The sequence below is a fragment of the Streptomyces sp. NPDC054849 genome, assembly GCF_053610945.1.
Map to the genome: position 1 here is coordinate 1 of NZ_JBSGZI010000105.1, position 18,635 is coordinate 18,635.

Below are 18,635 nucleotides of genomic sequence, written 5' to 3' on the forward strand. Positions count from 1 at the left end.
ACGGACGCTTCCTTTGTACTCACCCTCGCGGGTTTTCCTCCGGGCTTTCGTTCTGTTCTTGCGTTTCCGACTCTATCAGACTCTTTCGTGTCCGACTTCCTCGGTGCTTTCCAGGTTTTCGCTTTCGCGTTTCCCTTTCCGGCGATTCCGACTCTATCAGATCCTTTCGGGCCTGACTCCCAGTCAGCGGGCTTTGCCTTCGGGGCTGTTAGGCCCTTCAGCGAGTGAGACAGTAGCGGATTCCTTGCCCCCGAACCTAATCGGCGGCTGCGTCCTCGGACGCGGATTCCTCATTCGCAAATACGCATGAAAACGGGACGACGAAGTGCGTCGTTCGTTCGAATGGGTAGTGCGAGATGGCTGTCCGGGGACCGACCGGGGTCGGCGCTCACTTCGGACAACTCGAAGAACCTTACGGATGGGGCACATCCGTGTCAACCCCGGGCTGACCGGCCGCGCCGGGTTCGCCAAACTCCCTCCGTCCTCATCCCCTGCCGTCTACTGTGGGCCCATGACTACGCATGCGCTCACGCTCAGCCTTCGCTGGTGGGCCGCCTGACGGCGGCCGACCCCCCACGCGAGCACGCATGCGCTCACGGCCGCCGCTACGGCGGCCGTTCTTGATTCTCCCTCCGGGGAGTGGCTCGGTCGCCGACGCGGTGGCCTCGACACCACTCACACAGGGAGCAGGACATGACGAGGATCTTCAGCGGGATCAAGCCGACCGGGCACCTGACGCTCGGGAACTACCTGGGGGCCGTACGGCAGTGGGTCGCCGCCGAGGAGCAGCCGGACGCCGCGCTGTTCTGCGTCGTCGATCTGCATGCGCTGACCGTCGAGCACGAGCCGGCGCGCGTGCGAAGGCTGAGTCGGCAGGCGGCGACGCTCCTGCTCGCCGCCGGGCTGGATCCTCAGCGCTGCACCCTCTTCGTACAGAGCCATGTCGATGAGCACACGCGGCTGGCGTACCTGCTGGAGTGCACCGCCACCGACGGGGAGCTGCGGCGGATGATCCAGTACAAGGAGAAGGCGGCGCAGGCGCAGGGCTCCGGGGAGGGTGTACGGCTGTCGCTGCTCACCTATCCGGTGCTGATGGCCGCCGACATCCTGGCGTACGGGGCGCAGGAGGTTCCGGTCGGTGAGGATCAGCGGCAGCACGTCGAGCTGACGCGGGATCTGGCGGTGCGCTTCAACCAGCGCTACGGGCACACCTTCACCGTGCCGAAGGCCACGCATCCGGCGGTGGCGGCTCGGGTCATGGACCTGCAGGAGCCCACGTCGAAGATGGGGAAGTCCCACGGGAGCGGGGCCGGGATCGTCTATCTGCTCGACGAGCCCGGGGTCGTGTGCAAGAAGGTCATGCGGGCGGTCACCGACAGCGGGGACGGCGCGGTGGTCTACGACCGGGAGGCGCGGCCCGGGGTCGCGAATCTGCTGGACATCCTGGCGGCGTGCTCCGGAGGCGATCCGGCCGTACTCGCCGAGGAGTACAGCGGGTACGGGGCGCTGAAGCGCGACGTCGCCGACGCGGTGGTCGAACTGCTGCGGCCGGTGCAGGAGCGGCATGCCGAGCTGGCGGCCGATCCGGCGGCGGTCGACAAGGTGCTGCGGGACGGCGCCGGGCGGGCCCGGGAGCTGGCGCGGCCCGTGGTGGACCGGGCGTACGAGGCCATCGGGCTGCTCGCGCCGTAGGGAAAGGCGTGCGGCGGGCCCCCGGTGTGGCGGGGGCCCGTGCTCGGTCTCAGCTGTTGCCGGAGGCGAGCTCGCGGCTGCGGTCGCGGGCCGCTTCGAGGGCGGCGATCAGGGCGGCGCGTACGCCGTGCTTCTCCAGCTCCACGATCGCGTTGATCGTCGTACCGGCCGGGGAGGTGACCGCCTCGCGGAGCTTGACCGGGTGCTCGCCGCTGTCGCGGAGCATCACGGCGGCGCCGATGGCGGCCTGGACGATCAGGTCGTGGGCCTGGGCGCGGGGCAGGCCGAGGAGGATGCCGGCGTCGGTCATGGCCTCGACGAGGAAGTAGAAGTACGCGGGGCCGGAGCCGGAGAGGGCGGTGGCCGCGTCCTGCTGGGATTCGGGGACGCGCAGGGTCTTGCCGACGCCTCCGAAGATCTCCTCGGTGTGGGCGAGGTGCTCGGCGGTGGCGTGGCTGCCGGCGGAGATGACGGACATGGCCTCGTCGACGAGGGCGGGGGTGTTCGTCATGACGCGGACGACGGGGGTGCCGGGGCTGAGCCGTTCCTCGAAGAAGGAGGTGGGGATGCCGGCGGCGCCGCTGATGACCAGGCGGTCGGCGGGGACGTGCGGGGCGAGCTCGTCGAGGAGCTTGGCCATGTCCTGAGGCTTGACGGTGAGGATGAGGGTGTCGGCCCGCTTGGCGGCCTCGGCGTTGGAGACGGCCTCGACCCCGTAGCGGGAGCGGAGCTCTTCGGCCCGTTCGGCGCGTCGGGCCGTGACGAGGAGCTTCGAGGCGGGCCGGCCGCCGCGGATCATTCCGCTGAGCAGGGCCTCGCCGATCTTGCCGGTACCGAGGACTGCGACTGTCTGGGTCATGCCCGATCCACCTCGCCGAACTGTTCTTTTGCCGGAGCGGCGTACACGTCCGCTACGTGTACGTCGACCTCTGCGTCTGCGTCTGCGTCTTCATCCTTTCACCTGGGCGGGGAAGCGGGCGGTGCCATCCGGAATGCGGTCACGGGGTGCGCCGGCGGAGGGTGGCCGCGCCGAGGGCGAGGACGAGAAGGGCGCAGGCGGCGACGATGACGACGTCGCGGATGAAGTCGGCGGTCATGTCGGTGTGGGTGAGGACCTGGGTCATGCCGTCGACGGCGTAGGACATGGGCATGACGTCGGAGAGGCCTTCGAGGACCGGGTGCATGGTGCTGCGGGCGGCGAAGAGCCCGCAGAGGAGCAGCTGGGGGAAGATCACCGCCGGCATGAACTGGACGGCCTGGAACTCCGAGGCCGCGAAGGCGGAGACGAAGAGTCCGAGTGCGGTGCCGAGAAGGGCGTCGAGGAGGGCGACGAGGAGGAGCAGCCAGGGGGAGCCGACGACGTCGAGGCCGAGGACCCAGAGGGCGAGTCCGGTGGCGAGGAGGGACTGGGCGACGGCCACCGCGCCGAAGGCGAGGGCGTAGCCGGCGATGAGGTCGCCCTTGCCCAGCGGCATGGCGAGCAGGCGTTCGAGGGTGCCGGAGGTGCGCTCGCGCAGGGTCGCGATGGAGGTCACCAGGAACATGGTGATGAGGGGGAAGATCCCGAGGAGTGACGCGCCGATGCCGTCGAAGGTGCGGGGGCTGCCGTCGAAGACGAAGCGCAGCAGGGTGAGCATCAGGACGGGGACCAGGAGCATCAGCGCGATGGAGCGCGGGTCGTGGCGGAGCTGGCGCAGGACGCGGGCGGCGGTGGCGATGGTGCGGGCGGCGTTCATCGCGTCTCCCGGGAGAGTGCGTCGGCCTCGTCGACGAGGCGGAGGAAGCCCTCCTCGACGGTGGCGCTGTGGGTACGGGTGCGCAGTGCGTCGGGGGTGTCCTCGGCGAGGATGCGGCCTTCGCGCATGAGGAGCAGGTCGTGACAGCGCTCGGCCTCGTCCATGACGTGGGAGGAGACGAGGAGCGTCGCGCCGCGGGTGGCGGCGATGTCGTGGAAGAGGTTCCACAGGTCGCGGCGCAGGACGGGGTCGAGGCCGACGGTGGGTTCGTCGAGGACCAGCAGCTCGGGGGTGCCGAGCAGGGCGACGGCGAGGGAGACGCGGCTGCGCTGGCCGCCGGAGAGGTTGCCGGCGAGGGCGTCGGTGTGGATGGTGAGGTCGACGTCGGCGATGGCCTGCCGGACGGTGTGGGCACGGCGGTCGGCGGCGGCCCGGCCGGGGTCGAGGACGGCGGCGAAGTAGTCGAGGTTCTGCCGGACGGTGAGGTCGTCGTAGACGGAGGGCGCCTGGGTGACGTAGCCGATGCGGGAGCGCAGCTCGGGGTGGCCCGCCGGGCGGCCGAGGACGTCGAGGGTGCCGGTGACGTGGGCCTGGGTGCCGACGATGGCGCGCATGAGGGTGGACTTGCCGCAGCCGGAGGGGCCTAGGAGGCCGGTGATGCGGGCACGGGGGACGTCGAAGGCGAGGGAGTCGAGGACGGTGCGGGGGTTGCGGCCGGTGCCGCGGCGGACGGTCAGGCCGTGGGCGTGCACGGCGGCCGGTGTGGGGGCCGGGTCGCGCCCGGCCGAGTTATTCATCATGTGATGAATAATGCGCCCGGCTGTGCCGGGGCGTCAATGACCGGGACGGGTGCGGGTTACTTCTTCCGCTTGGGGCGGCGGGCGGCCGGGTTGCCCGTACGGGTGCTGCGGCGGCGGGCGTACTCGACGCGGGCGCGCTCGTATTCGGCGCGGCGGAGCTTCTCGCCCGGGGCTTCGGCAAGGCAGCGCAGGAAGTACGCGATGAGGGAGCCGATGAAACCGATCATCTTGAGGCCCTTGAGGGCGGCCTCGTCGGACGACGGGGCGGGGCGGCGGCTGAAGGACTCCCAGGTCTTGACGAAAGCGATGGAACTGGCGATCGCGAAGAGGATGACGACGGAGATGCTGAGGAAGGGGCCGACGTTGCCGATCTCCAGGCCCTCGTAGGAGAGGCGGAGCAGAACGGCCGCGGCGACGGCGGTGGCCAGCGAGCCGATGGCGAGGCCGACGCGGCGCAGGCTGTAGCCGCCGTCGTGGTTCACCCAGGTGGTGCCGAAGAACGGGATCGGTTCGGGCTCGGGCCCGGTGGGGACCGGGGCCTGGGCCTGGTCGGCCGGCTCGGCGGGGGGCTGGTCTCGCTGGTCGTCGCTCACATCGGCGATTATCCCTCGCCGCGCCGGTCGGGCCGGGCGTGTCTCACGTGTCAGACGGGGTCTGCCGCGGCGCCGAGGCGCCGAGGCCGTGCCTGCGGCTTCTGCCGATCCCCGTTCCGTTTACGCCGCAGGTCAGCAGTGCGTGGCGACGTAGCCGTCGCTGCCCGTCTTCACGTAGGCGTCGGAGACGAACTGGCCGTTGCCGACGCAGTCCCAGATGTCCGTGGTGCCGTACGGGCCCGTGACCGTCGTACCGGGCCCCTGGCAGCGGATCGAGACGTACGAGCCGTACGGCAGGACCTTGACGATGGAGTAGCCGGTACCCGGGCCGCTGCGGACGTTCACCCGGTAGCCGGGCGCGACCGGGAACGTCAGGAAACCGGACTCGGCGGCGAGGCTCTGGACCTGGCCGGACTCAGTCGTTTCGGACATGCGAAAACTCCCCCCTGAGCGTTGCGCTTCGCAACTCGCGCAGGGTAGCAGGACCTTGGAGATTCCTACGTGCCATCGACTAGGCTCCGGCGGGGGTGGTCAGCGGTGCAATCGCTGCGCAGGGATCGGGCGGGTTTTCCGGAGTACGCCGGGCAGTACCGGCTGGAATCCGTCCTGGGCTCGGGCGGCATGGGCGTCGTCCATCTCGCCACCTCCGCGTCGGGACTGAAACTCGCCGTCAAGATCGTCCACCCTGAGCATGCCGTGGATCCGGAGTTCCGGGCCCGGTTCCGGCAGGAGGTCGCCGCGGCACGGCGGGTGAGCGGGGCGTTCACCGCGCCCGTCGTGGATGCCGACCCCGATGCCGAACGGCCGTGGATGGCGACCCTGTTCATCGACGCCCCGACGCTCGCCGAGCGGGTGCGGGAGCGGGTACTGGAGCCCGTCGAACTGGCCAGGCTCGGTGCCGGACTCGCCGAGGCGCTGCGGGACATCCACCGGGCGGGTGTGGTGCACCGGGATCTGAAGCCGAGCAACGTGCTGATGGCGCCCGACGGAGTACGGGTCATCGACTTCGGGATCTCGCGGCCGACGGACAGCGACCTGCGGACCGAGACGGGGAAGCTGATCGGGACGCCGCCCTTCATGGCGCCCGAGCAGTTCCAGCGGCCGCGTGAGGTCGGGCCTGCCGCGGACGTGTTCGCGATGGGCGCCGTACTCGTGCACGCGGCCACCGGGCGCGGCCCCTTCGACTCCGACAGCCCCTACCTGGTGGCGTATCAGGTCGTGCACCACGACCCCGACCTGACCGGACTGCCCGCGGCCCTGATACCGATCACCGAGGCGTGCCTCGCGAAGGACCCCGCCGGACGCCCCACCCCCGATGCGCTGATCAGTGAGCTGCGGGCGCTGGCCTATCCGACGTCAGAGGACACCCGGGCCTTCATCCCCGCGCCGCGCCGCCCCCACCGGGTGGAGGAGACCACCCACCGGCGGGACCGGATCGTCTCCGTGCAGCCCGCTCCTGCCCCGCAGCAGCGGCGGCGGCGGTCACGGCTGGTCATGGCGATCGGGGGTGTACTGCTGACCAGTGGGGCGATCGGCGGACCTCTCGTCTTCGGAGCGGACACGAACCCGTCCGAGAGACCCACCGCTCACGTCGGGAACACGACGACCGGCCCCGGGGCGAAGGCCGTGACGCCTTGGGCGATTCAGGTGGGGGAAAAGGGGGTGGGCGATCCGTTTCCGGCCTGCTCCTGGTCGGCCGAGGCCCTCTACTGCGCAGGACCAGCGCTCGCGGCCGCCCGGATCGACCCGGCCGACGGATCGGTGAGGTGGTCCGTACCCGGCGCGGCACCCGCGACGCGCATGACGCCAAACCCGGCTCCTCTGCACGCCGGCGGGCTGGTACTGGTGGTGGATCACAGCGGCGGGATGCTCCAGGCCCTGGATCCGGCGGACGGCTCGCAGCGGTGGAAGCGGAGCCTGCCGGAGGGCGCGCAGCTGGTGCCGGTGGGAATGCTGCTGCTGGTCACGGGCCCGGACGGGAAGGTCACCATGCTGGACGCGGCCACCGGCCGGACGCGCTGGGAGCACCGGATCGGCGAAGCCGGCTCCGTCTGGCTCGCCGGACCGGCTCCGTCGGGCGGCCCGGGGCTGTACGTGTGCACGCAGGGAGCGGACGGGAAGTCGACCCAGGTCTCGGCCGTCGATCCCGCGAACGGCGCGGTGCGCTGGCAGGTGCGCAGTCCGGCGCTGTGGGAACCCTCCGGCGCGGCGGGCGGCGGGCTGTACCTGTTGGAGGGTGACACGCGGTCCGCGTCCGGCGCCGTGACCAGGGCGGTCGTGCGGGTGGATCTCACCACGCGTGCCGTACGCCGGATCCCGCTCTCGGCGCCGTTGCTCGATGCGCAGGCCGCGGTCGGCCCGGAGGGGCGGGTGTACGTCTTCGGCACGTCGGGAGCCCTGGCCGCGGTGGGTGCGGAGCGTGAGGACTGGCGCCTGGAGACGGGCGTGGCCGTGGCCTCGCGGCCGGTGATCCACGACGGGCGGATCCATCTCACGGCGTCGGACGGGCGCACCCTGGCCGTGGACGGCGGGGGGAGGCTCCTGGGGCAGACCAAGCCCAGGCTGGGGGGCGGGCAGGGCTACAACTCGACCCTGCCCGCGCCGGTGGCCGGGGGAGGCCGGGTGTTCGGGAGTGCGCCCGACGGGGCGGTGTTCGCGGTGGATGCGGGAGATCCCGCCGGGTGGTGAACGGCGCCGCCCCCGCACCGGAGGGGTACGGGGGCGGCTGCCTTGCCTTCGCGGGAGGTCAGCCCAGGAGGGAGACGTCGCGGACCGCGCCCTTGTCGGCGCTGGTGGCCATTGCGGCGTAGGCGCGCAGGGCCGCCGAGACGTTGCGCTCGCGGTTTTTCGGCGCGTAGACGCCGCCGAGGGCCTCGTGGCGGGCCGCCAGGGTGGCTTCGTCGACGAGGAGCTCGATGGACCGGTTCGGGATGTCGATGCGGATCAGGTCGCCGTCCTCCACGACCGCGATGGTGCCGCCCGAGGCCGCCTCCGGGGAGGCGTGGCCGATGGACAGGCCCGAGGTGCCGCCGGAGAAGCGGCCGTCCGTCACCAGGGCGCAGACCTTGCCGAGGCCCCGGCCCTTGAGGAAGGAGGTCGGGTAGAGCATCTCCTGCATGCCGGGGCCGCCGCGCGGGCCCTCGTAGCGGATGACGACGACGTCGCCGGCCTTGATCTGCTTCGTGAGGATCTTCTCGACGGCCTCGTCCTGCGACTCGCAGACGACCGCGGGGCCCTCGAAGGTCCAGATCGACTCGTCGACGCCGGCCGTCTTCACCACACAGCCGTCGACCGCGATGTTGCCCTTGAGGACGGCGAGGCCGCCGTCCTTGGAGTACGCGTGCTGCACCGAGCGGATGCAACCGCCCTCGGCGTCGAGGTCGAGGGTCTCCCAGCGCTCGGACTGGGAGAAGGCGGTCGCGGAGCGCTTGCAGCCGGGGGCCGCGTGCCACAGCTCCATGGCTTCCTCGGAGGCCGTGCCGGAGCGGGCGTCCCACTTCGCCAGCCAGTCCTCCAGGTTGGCGGAGTGGACCGAGGTGACGTCCTTGTTGAGGAGTCCGCCGCGGTGCAGCTCGCCGAGGATGGCGGGGATGCCGCCGGCCCGGTGGATGTCCTCCATGTAGTACGTGCCGCCGGGAGCCACGTTCGGCGCGACCTTGGACAGGCACGGGACGCGGCGCGAGACCTCGTCGATGTCCTTGAGGTCGTAGTCCAGGCCCGCCTCCTGCGCGGCGGCCAACAGGTGCAGGATCGTGTTCGTCGAGCCGCCCATGGCGATGTCGAGGGCCATGGCGTTCTCGAAGGCCTGGCGGGTGGCGATGTTGCGCGGCAGGACGGAGTGGTCGTCCTGCTCGTAGTGGCGCTTGGTGATCTCGACGATCGCGCGGCCGGCGTCCTCGTAGAGGGCGCGGCGGGCCGTGTGCGTGGCGAGGACCGAGCCGTTGCCGGGGAGGGCCAGGCCGATCGCCTCGGCGAGGCAGTTCATGGAGTTGGCCGTGAACATGCCGCTGCAGGAGCCGCACGTGGGACAGGCGTTCTCCTCGATCCGCAGGATGTCCTCGTCGGAGACGTTCTCGTTGGAGGCGTCGACCATGGCGTCGATCAGGTCGAGCTTGCGGACGGTGCCGTCGACGAGGGTGGCCTGGCCGGCCTCCATCGGACCGCCGGAGACGAAGACCACGGGGATGTTCAGGCGCATGGCGGCCATGAGCATGCCGGGGGTGATCTTGTCGCAGTTGGAGATGCAGATCAGCGCGTCTGCGCAGTGCGCCTCGACCATGTACTCGACCGAGTCCGCGATCAGGTCGCGGGAGGGCAGGGAGTACAGCATGCCGGCGTGACCCATCGCGATGCCGTCGTCGACCGCGATCGTGTTGAATTCGCGCGGGATCGCACCGGCGGCGCGGATGGCGTCGGAGACGATCCGGCCGACGGGCGCCAGGTGGGTGTGGCCGGGGACGAATTCGGTGAACGAGTTGGCTACCGCGATGATCGGCTTGCCGATGTCCTCGCTCGCTACGCCCGACGCACGCATCAGGGCGCGTGCGCCCGCCATGTTGCGGCCGTGGGTGACGGTGCGGGACCTCAACTCGGGCATGCGGTTCACTCCCCATGAGTGCGGCTGTACGGTCGGCCGCGACTGCGGATATGGCTCAGATACGAGGCTACGCCCACCGACCGGGATCCGGACGGCATGTCCGTATGGCGGGACGGCCGGCTCATTCCTCGGTCAGGTACCGCTGCAGCGTAGGGGCTACGAGCGCAACGATGGCCTCCGGGTCGGCGGACGCGAGGGGCTCCACCTGGACGACGTAGCGCAGGATCGCGATGCCGACCATGTGGGAGGCGGCGAGTTCGGCGCGGAAGGTCGGGTCGGGGACGTCGAGGTCGGCGGCGACGCGCTCCAGGACCCGCCGCAGCACCAGCCCGCGCAGCACCTTCGCGGCGGCCTCGTGCGTGAGGGCGGACCGGATCACCGCGAGCAGCGGGGCCCGGGTGACCGGGTTCTCCCAGACGCCGAGGAAGTACCGGGCCAGCCGCTCGCCGATGCCCTCGGGGCCGTCGCCGATGATCGCCGGAACCACCAGGGCGGGTTCCATGCTGACCTCGATGGCGGCGGCGAAGAGGTCGTCCTTGCTGCCGAAGTAATGGTGGACCAGGGCGGGGTCCACGCCGGCGACCTTCGCGATGCCGCGTACGGACGTCTTGTCGTACCCGCGCTCCGCGAACACCTCGCGGGCGGCGAGGCGGATCCGCTCCTGGGTGCCGGGGCCTTCGGCGGCCTCGTCCTGCCGGGGCCGGCCGGGTCCGCGGCGGCGCGGCCTCTGCGCCTCCGTCACGGCCGGTGGGCCTCGTCGCGCTCGGCGGTGGCGAGGTGCAGGCGGGTGAAGGCCAGCGCCTCGGCGAGGTCGGCCTCGCGCTCGGCGGAGGACATCGCGCGCCGCGTGTTGACCTCGATCACCACGTGGCCGCCGAAGGACGTCCGGGCGAGCCGCTCCAGCAGTTCGGCGCAGGGCTGCTTACCCCGTCCCGGGACCAGGTGCTCGTCCTTGGCCGATCCGTTCCCGTCCGCGAGGTGGATGTGCGCGAGCCGGTCGCCCATCCGGTCGATCATCGCGATGGCGTCCGTGCGGGCGGTCGCGGTGTGCGACAGGTCGACGGTGAAGTGGCGGTAGTCGTCCTTGGTGACGTCCCACTCGGGGGCGTACGCGAGCATCTCGCGGTCGCGGTAGCGCCAGGGGTACATGTTCTCCACGGCGAACCGGACGTCGGTCTCGTCCGCCATCCGCCAGATGCCGGTGACGAAGTCCCGCGCGTACTGCCGCTGCCACCGGAACGGCGGATGCACGACGACGGTGGACGCGCCGAGCCGCTCGGCCGCCGCCCGGGCGCGCTGCAGCTTGGTCCAGGGGTCGGTGGACCACACCCGCTGGGTGATGAGGAGACACGGCGCGTGGACGGCCAGGATCGGCACCCCGTGGTGGTCCGACAGCCTGCGCAGGGCGTCGACGTCCTGGCTGACCGGGTCCGTCCAGACCATGACCTCGACGCCGTCGTAACCGAGGCGCGCGGCGATCTCGAAGGCGGTCGCCGTGGACTCCGGGTAGACGGAGGCGGTGGAGAGGGCGACTTTCGCGGTCGGGATGCGGACTGGTTCTGCCACGGAGACAGGGTACGGGCCCGACGCCGCACCGGGGCGGGGCTCCCCCACATCGCCTGCCTATGACCCCGCCGGCATGTGGTCCAGCCTTCGCAGGATCACGCCCTCGCGCAGGGCCCACGGGCAGATCTCCAGCTCGTCGACACCGAACAGGTCCATCGCCCCCTCCGCCACCAGCGCGCCCGCCAGGAGCTGGTTCGCCCGCCCCTCCGAGACGCCCGGGAGGGCCGAGCGCTGGGCCGTGGTCATCGCGGCCAGGCGCGGGACCCATTCCTCCAGGGACTTGCGGCTCAGGTCCCGCTGCACGTACAGGCCTTCCGCCGAGCGGGCCGCGCCCGCGATACGGGCCAGTTGCTTGAAGGTCTTCGACGTCGCCACCACGTGGTCCGGTACCCCGAAGCGGCTGAACTCGCGGACCGTGCGGGCGATCTCCGCCCGCACGTGCCGCCGTAGCGCCCGGACGTCCAGCGCGTCCGGCGGGTCGCCCGGCAGCCAGCCCGACGTGAGGCGGCCCGCGCCCAGCGGCAGCGAGACGGCCGCGTCCGGGTCCTCGTCGATGCCGTACGCGATCTCCAGCGAACCGCCGCCGATGTCCAGGACCAGCAGTTTCCCCGCGGACCAGCCGAACCACCGGCGGGCCGCCAGGAAGGTGAGCCGGGCCTCGTCCTCGCCGCTCAGCACGGGCAGGTCGACGCCGGTCTCGGCCTTGACCCGCGCCAGGACCTCGTCCGCGTTCGTGGCCTCGCGTACGGCACTGGTCGCGAAGGGGAGGACGTCCTCGCAGCCCTTGTCCTCGGCGGCCTGCACGGCGTCCGTGATCACGCAGACGAGACGTTCGACGCCCTCGGGGGTGACGGCACCGTGCTCGTCGAGCAGCTCCGCCAGCCGCATCTCCACCTTGTGCGAGTGCGCCGGCTGCGGGCGCGCGCCGGGGTGCGCGTCCACCACCAGCAGATGGACCGTATTCGAACCCACATCAAGGACACCGAGTCTCATAGGGGGAAACGCTACTGCGAGGAACGCTCGGGGGTTACGTAAGGGGCGCTTAGGCTTGGGTTTGTGCCAAATACGAAGAAGGCCAACAAGACCCGGTCGCAGAAGGACACGGGCAAGATCACCGCCAATGAGGGCAAAGATGCCAAAGAGGCCAAAGGTGCCGCAGGTGTCAAAGGCTCCAAGGGCGGCAGGAACAAGGCCGTGGCCGACGAGAAGGGGCTCGACTTCCCCCGTGCCTGGGTGGAGTTTCCCGACCCCGCCGACGACGAGCAGATCTTCCGCTGCGACCTGACCTGGCTGACCTCCCGCTGGACCTGCATCTTCGGCAGCGGCTGCCAGGGCATCCAGGCGGGCCGGGCGGACGACGGCTGCTGCACGCTCGGCGCGCACTTCTCCGACGAGGACGACGAGAAGCGCGTCGCCCAGCACGTGGCCCGCCTCACGCCGGAGCTGTGGGAGTTCCACGACGTCGGCAGCGAGAGCGGATGGACGCAAGCCGACGACGACGGGGAGAAGCAGACCCGGCGCTGGGACGGCGCGTGCATCTTCCTGAACCGGCCGGGGTTCCCGGCCGGGGCCGGCTGCTCGCTGCACATCCTCGCGATGAAGGAGGGCCGGGAGCCGCTGGAGACCAAGCCCGACGTGTGCTGGCAACTGCCGATCCGCCGGACCTACGACTGGATCGACCGGCCCGGCGACACCCGCGTGCTGCAGGTGTCGATCGGCGAGTACGACCGCCGCGGCTGGGGGCCCGGCGGCCACGACCTGCACTGGTGGTGCACGTCGGCCACCTCCGCGCACGGCGCCGGGGACCCGGTGTACGTGTCGTACCGCGCCGAGCTGACCGAGCTGATGGGCAAGGAGGGGTACGAGGCGCTCGTGAAGCTGTGCGAGGCGCGGCTGGCGTCGCTGCTGCCGATGGCCCCGCATCCCGCCGACCCGGTCTGACCGTCCGCGTCTCCCGGCGGGACGGCTAACCAGGGGCGGCCGTCGCCCCCGGGTCCGGCCCGGGGGAAACCGTTCCGCCTGAGCCGTCCGTCGGCGTCGGAACCGGCGTGGGCGTCGGGGACGGCGGCGGGATCGTCGGCTCCGTGGGCTCCGGGGTCGGCGTGGGCGGCTGCGTCGGGTCCGGCGACGGGGCCGACGTCCCGGGCTGCGTCGGGTCCGGCGACGGCGCCGGCGTCGACGCGGGGCGGCCGCGGCCCTGGATGGAGACCACCGCGCCGCTCGGGTCGACCCCGACCCGGGCCGTCCAGGCGCCCACGGGCTGGGCCTCGGGGTCCACGGCGATCCGCAGGGTGACCGATTCTCCAGGGGCCAGCGTGCCCGCGGTCCGGCTCGCGCGCAGCCAGGGCGCGTCGGACCAGAGCCGCCAGTCCACGGGGGCGCGGCCGGAAGCGGTCAGGGTGATCAGGGTGAGGGCGCCGCGGGAGGACGCGGCCATGGTGAGGCGGCCGGGGGCGCCGGCGTGGTCGGGGGTCGCGGGCGCGCCGGTGCTGATCACCTCGACGGAGACGTCGGAGTCGGTGCTGCTGTGGAGGAAGCCGGGGCTGCCGGTGGTGGAGGCGGTGTTTCCGGCGTTCTCGTACGCGGTGAGCGGGCGGCCGTCGGTCCGGGCGGCCGGGAGTTCGGAATCGCTCGCGGAGATGCGGGTGGAGTCCCCGCCGACGGGCTCGCCCGTGCCGGGCCCGCCGCGGTACGCCGCCCACAGGGCCAGGACGGGGGCGGCGACGACGGTGGCGACCACGGTGGTGGTCACCGCCCGGGCGCGCAGCCGGTCGCGGCGGGCCGCGCGGTCCCTGGGGTCCATCGGGAAGCCGGTGCGGTCGAAGCGCGGGCCGGGACCGCGGCCCCGGCCCCGTCCGGAGCGGAGCATCGCCGCGTGGACGGCGGTGCGGGGGGCGGGTACGAGCGGGAGGGCGGCCGTGTCGATGCCGCCGGAGCCGGGCCAGGGGGCGGCGGCGCCCACGCGTTCGGCGGCGCGTCGACACCGGGGGCAGTCGTCGACGTGGCGGACGAGCTCGGCGCGCAGGGTGCTGGACAGCAGCACGTTGCCGTCACCGCCGTCGCCGTCGTCGTCGCCGGTCAGCCGGGAGACGGCGGGGCAGCTGCCGGTCTCCACGACGGCCAGGGCGGTGCGGGTGCGCTCCACCTCGCAGGCGGCGCCGGACAGGAGCTCCCGGGCGGCGGCCTGGGGGGTGCCGAGGACGGAGGCGAGTTCGGGGACGCCGAGGCGGTGGCGGACGGCGAGTTCGAGGGCCTCGCGCTGCTCGGGCGTGGTCCCGGCGGCCTCCGGCCAGGCGAGCCGGGCCAGTTCGGTACGGCGGTAGGCGCTCACGTCAAGGAGCCGATGGGCTTCAGGGACGCGGTCTGAGGCCGTGTCGGCACCCGGCGCACGGCCGCGCGCGGTGTGCTCCGGCGCACGCCGGGCGGAATGCGCGCCCTGCCGGGCGCGCCGCTGCTCTGCCAGCCGGCGCAGGCAGCCCCAGCGGGCGAGTGCGTAGAGCCAGGCCCGGCGGTCCCCCTCGTCGGGACAGCGGCCGGGATGCCGCTCGGCCACGGCGAGGACGTCGCCGAGCACGTCCGTCGCGGTGTCGTGGTCGCACAGGACCGACAGGCAGTACGTGAACAGACCGTCCAGGTAAGGCTCGTGCCGGAAGGGGGGCGGATGCTCCCCCTCGCAGGTCGTGCGCCCGTGCGCCCGGTGTGCGCCGGTGCGCGCTGAGGAGTGTGCCTGGTTGCTGCTGTTCACCTGGCGACCGTAGGCGGCGTGCCGGTGACGCCCTGGAAGCCTTCCCCACATTTAGCCCTTACGGGTGAACAGATCGGTGACCCGCTGACGCAGGCCCTGACGCGGCCGGCCCGCGGCCCGTCCGGGAGCGTCGGCGCGAGGCGGAGCGCCGGCGCAGGAACCCTGCACGGACAGCCTCGCAGCCCGTCCTGTCGGTGCGGGCGGCTACCGTGAGCGGCATGGCTGCCCGCACTGCTCGTTCATCCGCCAAGGACCGGCCGTCCTACCGCTGCACCGACTGCGGCTGGACGACCGCCAAGTGGCTCGGCCGCTGTCCCGAATGCCAGGCATGGGGCACCGTCGAGGAGATGGGCGCGCCCGCCGTGCGGACCACCGCCGCCGGCCGGGTCTCGACGGCTGCGCTGCCGATCGCGCAGGTCGACGGGCGGACGGCGACCGCGCGCAGCACCGGCGTGGACGAGCTGGACCGCGTCCTCGGCGGCGGACTCGTGCCCGGCGCCGTGGTGCTGCTCGCCGGAGAGCCCGGCGTCGGGAAGTCGACGCTGCTGCTGGACGTGGCGGCCAAGGCCTCAAGCGACGCGCACCGCACCCTCTACGTCACGGGCGAGGAGTCGGCGAGCCAGGTCCGGCTGCGCGCCGACCGGATCAAGGCGCTGAGCGACCACCTCTACCTCGCGGCCGAGACGGACCTTTCGGCGGTGCTCGGGCACCTGGACGCGGTGAAGCCCTCCCTCCTCGTCCTGGACTCCGTACAGACCGTCGCCTCGCCCGAGATCGACGGCGCGCCCGGCGGCATGGCCCAGGTGCGCGAGGTGGCCGGTGCCCTGATCCGAGCCTCCAAGGAGCGCGGGATGTCCACGCTCCTCGTCGGCCACGTGACCAAGGACGGGGCCATCGCCGGGCCCCGGCTCCTGGAGCACCTCGTCGACGTGGTGCTGAGCTTCGAGGGCGACCGGCACGCGCGGCTGCGGCTCGTGCGCGGCATCAAGAACCGGTACGGGGCCACCGACGAGGTCGGCTGCTTCGAGCTGCACGACGAGGGGATCACCGGGCTCGCCGACCCGAGCGGGCTGTTCCTGACGCGGCGCGCCGAAGCCGTCCCGGGGACCTGCCTGACCGTGACCCTGGAGGGGAAGCGTCCGCTGGTCGCCGAGGTGCAGGCGCTCACGGTGGACTCGCAGATCCCCTCCCCCCGGCGCACGACCTCCGGCCTGGAGACCTCGCGCGTCTCGATGATGCTCGCGGTCCTGGAGCAGCGCGGCCGGATCACCGCGCTCGGCAAGCGCGACATCTACAGCGCCACCGTGGGAGGGGTGAAGCTCACCGAGCCGGCCGCCGACCTGGCGATCGCGCTCGCCCTGGCCTCCGCCGCCAGTGACGTCCCGCTCCCGAAGAACCTCGTGGCCATCGGCGAGGTCGGTCTTGCCGGCGAGGTGCGACGGGTGACCGGCGTACAGCGGCGGCTCGCGGAGGCCCACCGGCTCGGCTTCACGCACGCCCTGGTGCCGGCGGATCCGGGCAAGGTGCCGCCCGGCATGAAGGTCGTCGAAGTGGCCGACATGGGCGATGCGCTCCGGGTGCTGCCGCGCGGCCGGTCGCGTACGCCGGCCCGGGAACGGACCGGCGAGTAAGGGCCCCGCCCCTGGTCAGGGCACCGTACGGGATCCGCCGGTGCCGTACCTGGCCAAGCCACGGCGGGCGCACAGCGCGCGCCGGTAGACTTCGGGATGGTCCGCCCGGCCGTACGCAGGCGGCGCAACCCGCGACCCGAGGAGTGCAGTGGCAGCCAAGGACGGGGCAGCAGCATCCGCAAAGTCGGGCGCGAGCTCCAAGCAGGAGGCCATGATGCGCGCCTCGCTGAGCGCCGTCGCGCCCGGTCAGCCGCTGCGTGACGGCTTGGAGCGGATCGTCCGCGGCAACACCGGCGGGCTCATCGTCCTCGGCATGGACAAGTCCGTCGAGGCCATGTGCACCGGCGGTTTCGTCCTGGACGTGGAGTTCACCGCGACCCGGCTGCGCGAGCTGTGCAAGCTCGACGGCGCGCTCATCCTCGACAAGGACATCACCAAGATCCTGCGGGCCGGCGTACAGCTGGTGCCGGACGCCTCGATCCACACGGAGGAGACCGGCACGCGGCACCGCACCGCCGACCGCGTCTCCAAGCAGTGCGGCTTCCCGGTGGTGTCGGTGTCGCAGTCCATGCGGCTGATCGCGCTGTACGTGGACGGGGAGCGGCGGGTGCTGGAGGAGTCCGGGGCGATCCTGTCGCGGGCGAACCAGGCGCTGGCCACGCTGGAGCGGTACAAGCTGCGCCTCGACGAGGTCGCGGGCACGCTGTCGGCGCTGGAGATCGAGGACCTGGTCACGGTCCGCGACGTGACGGCGGTCGCGCAGCGGCTGGAAATGGTCCGCCGGATCGCGACCGAGATCGCCGAGTACGTGGTCGAACTGGGCACGGACGGGCGACTCCTGTCGCTGCAGCTGGACGAGCTGACGGTCGGGATCGAGCAGGAGCGCGAGCTCGTCATCCGGGACTACGTGCCGGAGCCGACGGCGAAGCGTTCCCGCACGGTGGACGAGGCCCTGTCCGAGCTGGACGCGCTGACGCATCCGGAGCTGCTGGAACTGGCGATCGTGGCGAAGGCGCTGGGGTACACGGGGTCCCCCGAGACCCTGGACTCGGCGGTGTCGCCGCGCGGGTACCGGCTGCTGGCGAAGGTGCCGAGGCTGCCGGGCGCGATCATCGAGCGGCTCGTGGAGCACTTCGGCGGCCTGCAGAAGCTGCTCGCTGCCAGCGTCGACGACCTGCAGACGGTGGACGGCGTCGGCGAGGCCCGTGCGCGCAGCGTCCGCGAGGGGCTGTCCCGCCTGGCGGAGTCCTCGATCCTCGAGCGGTACGTCTAGCCTGCGGCGCCGGGCAGATCCAGCCCCGCCGGCGTTGAGGCGCCGGTGTCCGGGGGCAGGGCCCCCGGGGCGGCGGCGCCCTAGTCCTGCTTGAGGACGAACGAGGTGCGCGCGACCGGCATGCCGGGAGCCTTGACCTCGACCACGTAGGTGTCGGGCGCCGCGGACCCCGCCGGAGGCGTCTGGCACTGGTCGGCCGCGCTGAACCGGCGGTCCCAGTCCAGCGTGTGCTTCGTCTCGCCCTGTGCGGGGAGGCGGAAGAAGGCGTTGCCCGCGCCCGTCGGGCAGTCCGCCGAGGACCACACCGCCTTGCTGCTGCTCGCCTGAAGGATGGTCAGGACCGCCTGCTTCGGGCCGAGGTCGACCTTGCAGGTGGTTCCGGAGATGTTGCGGGCGACCAGTTCGAGGCGGGGCTTCTCGTTCGCCTCGTACTCGTTCTTCGCGCTCTTGACCTCCCACTGCAGCGCACCCGGCGCGCACGTGGGGAGCGGGGAGTCCGCCGGGACCTGCGCGGGGCCGCCCCCGGCGCCACCGGAGCCGGAGCCGGAGCCCGCGCCCGGGCCCGTGCCGCCGCCCGGTTCGCCGTTCTTGCCGGCGTCGCCTGTGGAACCGCCGCCCTCGGAGCCGGTGTTCGCTCCGCCGCCCGACTCCGGGCGCCCGCCGGGGGCGGCGCTGATCGCCGGGCCGGTTCCGGCCGGACCCGGGGTGATCGAGGTGACGGGATCGGGGCCGCTCTGGCCCTTTCCGTTCGTACTCGTCCTCCCCCCGCCGGAACTGACGGTCCATACGGCGAGGAGCGCGAGGAGCGCGACGACGGACGCCAGCACAGCCCTCCGTCGCCAGTAGATGGAGGAGGGGAGCGGCCCGACCGGATTGCGCAGAGATCCCACGGACGGAACTTTACGAGAGTTCGCGGCCCGATCACCGCCCCACATGCCGCGCAGGAGACTCGATTTGCCGATGATCATCCCGCGGGCGCAATCAAGACGCCGAGATCCGGCC

At 72.3% G+C, this 18,635-nt stretch carries 16 protein-coding genes; 5 read left to right on the forward strand and 11 right to left on the reverse strand.

Annotated features, from left to right (window positions below; genetic code table 11):
- The first annotated feature begins 693 nt into the window (after positions 1-693).
- Positions 694-1,692, forward strand: a complete 999-nt coding sequence (gene trpS, locus ACWGIF_RS31635; protein WP_453502614.1) for a tryptophan--tRNA ligase — start codon at positions 694-696, stop codon at positions 1,690-1,692.
- A gap of 49 nt (positions 1,693-1,741) precedes the next feature.
- Here the strand turns inward: trpS and proC are convergent, their stop codons facing one another.
- The 5 genes from proC to ACWGIF_RS31660 all read right to left on the reverse strand — a co-directional run bounded on the left by proC (position 1,742) and on the right by ACWGIF_RS31660 (position 5,253).
- Entirely contained in the window at positions 1,742-2,551 is an 810-nt protein-coding gene (gene proC / locus ACWGIF_RS31640; protein WP_453502615.1) for a pyrroline-5-carboxylate reductase, read from the reverse strand.
- Positions 2,552-2,690: 139 nt separating this feature from the next.
- The gene (locus tag ACWGIF_RS31645) at positions 2,691-3,428 is read right to left on the reverse strand and encodes an ABC transporter permease (protein WP_453502617.1); all 738 of its coding nucleotides are present in this window, start codon (positions 3,426-3,428) and stop codon (positions 2,691-2,693) included.
- Positions 3,425-4,228 carry an ABC transporter ATP-binding protein gene (locus ACWGIF_RS31650; RefSeq protein WP_453502619.1) on the reverse strand — a complete coding sequence of 268 codons (804 nt, stop codon included), beginning with the start codon at positions 4,226-4,228 and terminating at the stop codon, positions 3,425-3,427. The genes ACWGIF_RS31645 and ACWGIF_RS31650 overlap by 4 nt, the downstream gene beginning before the upstream one ends.
- A 56-nt stretch (positions 4,229-4,284) precedes the next feature.
- Positions 4,285-4,821, reverse strand: coding sequence for a hypothetical protein (locus ACWGIF_RS31655; RefSeq protein WP_453502620.1), 537 nt, complete (start codon positions 4,819-4,821; stop codon positions 4,285-4,287).
- A 132-nt stretch (positions 4,822-4,953) separates the two neighbouring features.
- On the reverse strand, positions 4,954-5,253 hold the full coding sequence (locus tag ACWGIF_RS31660; protein ID WP_453502622.1) for a peptidase: 300 nt from the start codon (positions 5,251-5,253) through the stop codon (positions 4,954-4,956).
- A 105-nt stretch (positions 5,254-5,358) separates the two neighbouring features.
- Between ACWGIF_RS31660 and ACWGIF_RS31665 the strand changes: the two genes are divergently transcribed.
- Positions 5,359-7,509 (forward strand): serine/threonine-protein kinase, encoded by a 2,151-nt coding sequence (locus ACWGIF_RS31665; RefSeq protein WP_453502623.1) that lies wholly within the window; start codon positions 5,359-5,361, stop codon positions 7,507-7,509.
- Between the two features lie 58 nt (positions 7,510-7,567).
- Here ACWGIF_RS31665 and ilvD read toward each other — a convergent pair whose 3' ends face one another.
- The 4 genes from ilvD to ACWGIF_RS31685 all read right to left on the reverse strand — a co-directional run bounded on the left by ilvD (position 7,568) and on the right by ACWGIF_RS31685 (position 11,977).
- Entirely contained in the window at positions 7,568-9,418 is a 1,851-nt protein-coding gene (gene ilvD, locus ACWGIF_RS31670; RefSeq protein WP_453502624.1) for a dihydroxy-acid dehydratase, read from the reverse strand.
- A 121-nt stretch (positions 9,419-9,539) separates the two neighbouring features.
- Positions 9,540-10,160, reverse strand: coding sequence for a TetR/AcrR family transcriptional regulator (locus ACWGIF_RS31675; protein ID WP_453502626.1), 621 nt, complete (start codon positions 10,158-10,160; stop codon positions 9,540-9,542).
- Entirely contained in the window at positions 10,157-10,984 is an 828-nt protein-coding gene (locus ACWGIF_RS31680; protein WP_453502627.1) for a sugar phosphate isomerase/epimerase family protein, read from the reverse strand. The genes ACWGIF_RS31675 and ACWGIF_RS31680 overlap by 4 nt, the downstream gene beginning before the upstream one ends.
- Positions 10,985-11,041: 57 nt before the next feature.
- Complete coding sequence (locus ACWGIF_RS31685; RefSeq protein WP_453502629.1) at positions 11,042-11,977, reverse strand: Ppx/GppA phosphatase family protein; 936 nt, start codon at positions 11,975-11,977, stop codon at positions 11,042-11,044.
- 201 nt (positions 11,978-12,178) lie between these two features.
- Between ACWGIF_RS31685 and ACWGIF_RS31690 the strand changes: the two genes are divergently transcribed.
- On the forward strand, positions 12,179-12,925 hold the full coding sequence (locus ACWGIF_RS31690) for a hypothetical protein (RefSeq protein ID WP_453502647.1): 747 nt from the start codon (positions 12,179-12,181) through the stop codon (positions 12,923-12,925).
- Between the two features lie 25 nt (positions 12,926-12,950).
- Here ACWGIF_RS31690 and ACWGIF_RS31695 read toward each other — a convergent pair whose 3' ends face one another.
- A complete protein-coding gene (locus ACWGIF_RS31695) occupies positions 12,951-14,729 on the reverse strand; it encodes a BACON domain-containing protein (RefSeq protein WP_453502631.1) in 1,779 nt (592 codons plus the stop codon).
- A 218-nt stretch (positions 14,730-14,947) separates the two neighbouring features.
- Between ACWGIF_RS31695 and radA the strand changes: the two genes are divergently transcribed.
- Entirely contained in the window at positions 14,948-16,360 is a 1,413-nt protein-coding gene (gene radA / locus ACWGIF_RS31700) for a DNA repair protein RadA (RefSeq protein ID WP_453502632.1), read from the forward strand.
- Positions 16,361-16,508: 148 nt separating this feature from the next.
- Positions 16,509-17,633 (forward strand): DNA integrity scanning diadenylate cyclase DisA, encoded by a 1,125-nt coding sequence (gene disA / locus ACWGIF_RS31705; protein WP_453502634.1) that lies wholly within the window; start codon positions 16,509-16,511, stop codon positions 17,631-17,633.
- A gap of 80 nt (positions 17,634-17,713) precedes the next feature.
- On the opposite strand, the gene ACWGIF_RS31710 is transcribed toward disA, so the two are convergent.
- Entirely contained in the window at positions 17,714-18,523 is an 810-nt protein-coding gene (locus tag ACWGIF_RS31710) for a hypothetical protein (protein WP_453502635.1), read from the reverse strand.
- Positions 18,524-18,635: the final 112 nt, after the last annotated feature.

Bases quoted from the DNA above. Each gene is read 5' to 3' on its own strand.
- ilvD (WP_453502624.1), bottom strand. From the start codon at position 9,418: ATGCCCGAGTTGAGGTCCCGCACCGTCACCCACGGCCGCAACATGGCG.
- trpS (WP_453502614.1), top strand. From the start codon at position 694: ATGACGAGGATCTTCAGCGGGATCAAGCCGACCGGGCACCTGACGCTC.
- proC (WP_453502615.1), bottom strand. From the start codon at position 2,551: ATGACCCAGACAGTCGCAGTCCTCGGTACCGGCAAGATCGGCGAGGCC.
- ACWGIF_RS31645 (WP_453502617.1), bottom strand. From the start codon at position 3,428: ATGAACGCCGCCCGCACCATCGCCACCGCCGCCCGCGTCCTGCGCCAG.
- ACWGIF_RS31685 (WP_453502629.1), bottom strand. From the start codon at position 11,977: ATGAGACTCGGTGTCCTTGATGTGGGTTCGAATACGGTCCATCTGCTG.
- ACWGIF_RS31660 (WP_453502622.1), bottom strand. From the start codon at position 5,253: ATGTCCGAAACGACTGAGTCCGGCCAGGTCCAGAGCCTCGCCGCCGAG.
- radA (WP_453502632.1), top strand. From the start codon at position 14,948: ATGGCTGCCCGCACTGCTCGTTCATCCGCCAAGGACCGGCCGTCCTAC.
- ACWGIF_RS31650 (WP_453502619.1), bottom strand. From the start codon at position 4,228: ATGATGAATAACTCGGCCGGGCGCGACCCGGCCCCCACACCGGCCGCC.